This window comes from Candidatus Latescibacterota bacterium, assembly GCA_019038625.1.
GTDB lineage: Bacteria > Krumholzibacteriota > Krumholzibacteriia > Krumholzibacteriales > Krumholzibacteriaceae > JAGLYV01.
Map to the genome: position 1 here is coordinate 1 of JAHOYU010000228.1, position 2,486 is coordinate 2,486.

General features: G+C 52.3%; 3 protein-coding genes. 1 reads left to right on the plus strand and 2 read right to left on the minus strand.

Annotation, left to right across the window (positions count from 1 at the left end):
* Both KOO63_14790 and KOO63_14795 read right to left on the minus strand, forming a co-directional pair.
* The coding region (locus KOO63_14790; protein ID MBU8923083.1) for an IS3 family transposase at window positions 1–423 on the minus strand (423 nt) is incomplete at its 3' end.
* A gap of 158 nt (window positions 424–581) precedes the next feature.
* Window positions 582–1,100 (minus strand): transposase, encoded by a 519-nt coding sequence (locus KOO63_14795; GenBank protein ID MBU8923084.1) that lies wholly within the window; start codon window positions 1,098–1,100, stop codon window positions 582–584.
* Between the two features lie 29 nt (window positions 1,101–1,129).
* Here KOO63_14795 and KOO63_14800 point away from each other — a divergent pair.
* Window positions 1,130–2,247, plus strand: a protein-coding gene (locus KOO63_14800) for an IS3 family transposase (GenBank protein ID MBU8923085.1) whose coding sequence is annotated in 2 segments (ribosomal slippage) — window positions 1,130–1,391 and window positions 1,391–2,247 — 1,119 coding nt in all. Because the reading frame shifts where the segments join, the coding sequence is not laid out codon by codon here.
* The last annotated feature ends 239 nt before the right edge of the window (window positions 2,248–2,486 follow it).

The following is a 2,486-nucleotide window of genomic DNA, read 5'->3' on the forward strand; positions in this document are numbered from 1 at the left end:
CTTCGGATTGGCAGCGTGCCGGTGGAATGCTTCGACGAACAACAGCGCACTGTTCTGACCGCATTCCTTGGAGAAGACGGTCGCTGCCATGATCTTGCGACTCCAAACATCCAGGATCATGTAGAGATAAAAAAACTGGCCGGCAATAGTGGTCCTCAAATAGGTGATATCCCAAGACCACACCTGACAGGAGCCGGTGGCTACTTTTTCGCGGGGACGGCGGTGTGTTGCCGGACGACAGCGTTCCCGGTGAGTCAGTTGATTCTCCTCCCGCAGGGTCCGGTAGAAGGTCGATTCCGACGCAACGTAGCGGCCTTCATCGGCCAAACGAGGCACAATCTGCTTGGGCGACAGTTCTCGATACTTGGGTGAATTGGCAACGGCCAGGACTTCTTGCCGCTCAGCCGTTGTCAGCTTGTTCACTGGTGCGGTCAATGGCCCACGACGTTGATCCTCCCCACTCTCCTGACGGCGCCACCGTTGAATGGTGCGGGCAGCCAGCCCCAGGGTGTGAGCGGCCGGCTTCAGTCTAGCTCCTTGGGAAGCGGCTTCATCGATCAGTTCAAGAACCTGCTGTCGCTCTAGCTGTCCGTGTCTTCGTCCTCGTCCCCCCAGATGTCCTGGGCTTTTTTTTTGAGGACCAGCAAAGCGGCGGTTTCCGCCAACGCCTTCTCCTTGCGTCGGAGTTCCTTCTCCAGCGCAAGGATCCGTTTGGTCTCGGCACGCTTCACCGTCTTCGGTTCCAGGCCAACGAGCATCTGATCCCGCCACTGCTGAAGCTGGGCCTCATGCAAACCCCGACTGCGTAAAAAAGCACCCAACTCTTCTTCAGAAAGTGTTGCGGCTTCCAATACGGCAGTCAGTTTCTCTTCAGCACTCCAGTCTTGGGGTCGTTTCATATTGGACAGCCTTTGCATAGATTCAGTAAATGAGGGTGGCTCGGAGTTAACAGCCATCTCCAGCGTATCAGCTTCACTCACCCATCGGTAGAGGGAACTGCGTGAAACACCTATCTCGTTAGCTAAAGATACCGGACTTGAGAGCCGGTCCCGGAAATTTGAACAGCAGTATAAGTGGATAAGCCTCTCCAAATCAGGCATATTAATGCCATGAAAGAAAGGAGCTTATCATGAGCAGACGACCCCGCCGGAATCATTCACCGGCCTTTAAATCCAAAGTGGCTTTGGCCGCCATTAAAGGGGAGCAGACGATCACTGAGCTGTCTCAGAAATTTGATGTTCACCCCAACCAGATAACACAATGGAAGAGCCAGTTGCTGGAGCAGGCTTCAACGGTTTTTGAACAAGGGGGAACATCCAAAGAACCCTCGGTTGACGTTAAGACCCTGCACGCCAAAATTGGCAAGTTGACCCTGGAAAACGATTTTTTAGAAAGCGCGCTCACCAAAGCGGGATTGCTGAGCGCAAAGCGATGATTGACCGTAATCACCCGTTACCGATCAGCCAACAGGCCAAAGTTGTCGGGATCAGTCGCGGCAGTGTCTACTATCTGCCCCAACCCGTTTCCGAGCATGACCAGGAGTTGATGCGGCGGATTGATCGCCTGCATCTCGAGTTTCCCTTTGCCGGCTCCCGTATGCTTCGGGATCTCTTGAGGCAAGAAGGGTATCGTGTTGGTCGTAAGCACGTGGCGACTTTGATGAAACGTATGGGTATCGAGGCCTTATACCGTAAACCTCGTACCACAAAGCCCGCAGCGGGCCACCAGGTTTATCCCTATCTGCTGAGGAATCTGCCTATCAATCGTCCCAACCAGGTCTGGGCCATGGATATCACTTACATCCCCATGGCCAGAGGTTTTGTCTACCTGGTTGCCGTTGTTGATTGGTACACACGCCGAACCTTGTCGTGGAAAGTATCGATCTCAATGGATGTTCAGTTCTGCCTGGAAGCTGTTGAAGAAGCCCTCTTGCACTATGGTGTCCCGGAGATCATGAATACGGATCAGGGCAGTCAATTTACCTCGCAGGCATTCATTGGCCTGTTGAAAGACCATGCTATTCAGATCAGCATGGATGGCAAAGGCTCCTGGCGGGACAATGTTTTTGTTGAGCGTTTATGGCGATCCGTCAAGTACGAAGATATATATCTCAGAGCCTATGAATCGGTTTCAGCCGTGAGGTCCGGACTTGACCGGTACTTCCATTTTTATAACAGCCGACGCCCGCATTCCAGTCTTGACGGTAAGACGCCGGACCAGGTTTACTTTAAGACAAAGGTGGCTTAACCAAAGAGGTGCTTCATCCACTTATAAATTGGAATTGGGTGTTCAAGGACAGGGAGCCACCTCTGTTGGATTAAAGAAGAAATTTTTGCTAATGGTACAGAACACCTAATTTGCAAATGGTATGGAGACACATTTTGCACTAAGGCAGAGGTGGTGAATTCAAATTGCAAGTGCACCACGTGCTACAGGCCAAAATACTTCATGGGGCGTCAGGTATCCGAGGCATTTTCGTGGGCGGC